At 66.7% G+C, this 1,067-nt stretch carries 1 protein-coding gene; it reads right to left on the minus strand.

Annotation, left to right across the window (positions count from 1 at the left end; genetic code table 11):
* A partial coding sequence (gene metE, locus ABT116_RS49725) for a 5-methyltetrahydropteroyltriglutamate--homocysteine S-methyltransferase (RefSeq protein ID WP_351648345.1) occupies nucleotides 1-1,067 on the minus strand: 1,067 nt, incomplete at both ends.

Genomic DNA, 1,067 nt, shown 5'->3' on the forward strand with positions numbered 1-1,067 from the left:
GTCGTGGCCGCCTCCACCGCCTCGTCGTGCCGGCGCGCGCAGGCCCAGTACGCCCAGGCGAGGTACCCGCGGCGAGTGGATGTCGTAGACACCCGGCCCGACGCCGAGGTCGAACCCGACCGAACTGAGATCGTCGAGGACCTCCATGTGTGAGCGCGCCGCCTCGATGGACGTGACGTCCGCGTCGAGGCCGGCGATGGCGCCGATCACCGCTCCGAACTCGGAGTAGCACAGGTGCGTGTGGATCGCGGTGGAATCCGCGACGCCCGAGGTGGCCAGCCGGAAGGCACCGACCGACCAGTCCAGGTAGGCGGGCTGGTCCGCAGCACGCAGTGGAAGTAGCTCACGCAGTGCCGGTTCGTCGACCTGGATGATTCCGATACCGGCGGCCTGCAGATCGACCGTCTCGTCTCGAATGGCCAGTGCGACTTGATTTGCCGAGTCGGCGAGCGGTTGGTCGTCGCGGACGAACGACCAGGCCAGAATGGTGACGGGCCCGGTGAGCATGCCCTTGACCGGCTTGTCGGTCAGCGACTGCGCGTACGCGATCCACTCGACCGTCATCGGCTTCGGACGTGCGATGTCGCCGTAGAGAATCGGCGGACGCACGCAGCGGGTACCGTACGACTGGACCCATCCGTTGGCTGTGGCGAAGAACCCGTCCAACTGCTCCGCGAAGTACTGCACCATGTCGTTGCGTTCCGGTTCGCCGTGAACGAGTACGTCGAGTTCCAATTTTTCCTGGAGTGCAACAACTTCGGCGATCTCGGCGCGCATGCGGTCGACGTACTCGGCTTCGTCGATCTCGCCCTTGCGCAGCGCCGCGCGAGCGATACGGATCTTCGACGTTTGTGGGTACGAGCCGATAGTGGTCGTGGGCAGCGGTGGCAGAGACAGCAACTCGTCCTGGGCAGCGCGGCGCTCGGCGGCGGGCGCGCGACCGGTCGCCGAGCTCAGAACGGCGTCCAGCCGGCCTCGAACGCTCGCGTCATTGAGTCTGCGATCGTCCTTGCGGGTCGACGCTGCAGCTCGTGCCAGCGCGAACTCGTCCTCCACCGACTCTCGCC

Source organism: Streptomyces sp. NPDC002130 (genome assembly GCF_040296465.1).
In the GTDB taxonomy this organism is placed as follows: Bacteria; Actinomycetota; Actinomycetes; order Streptomycetales; family Streptomycetaceae; genus Streptomyces.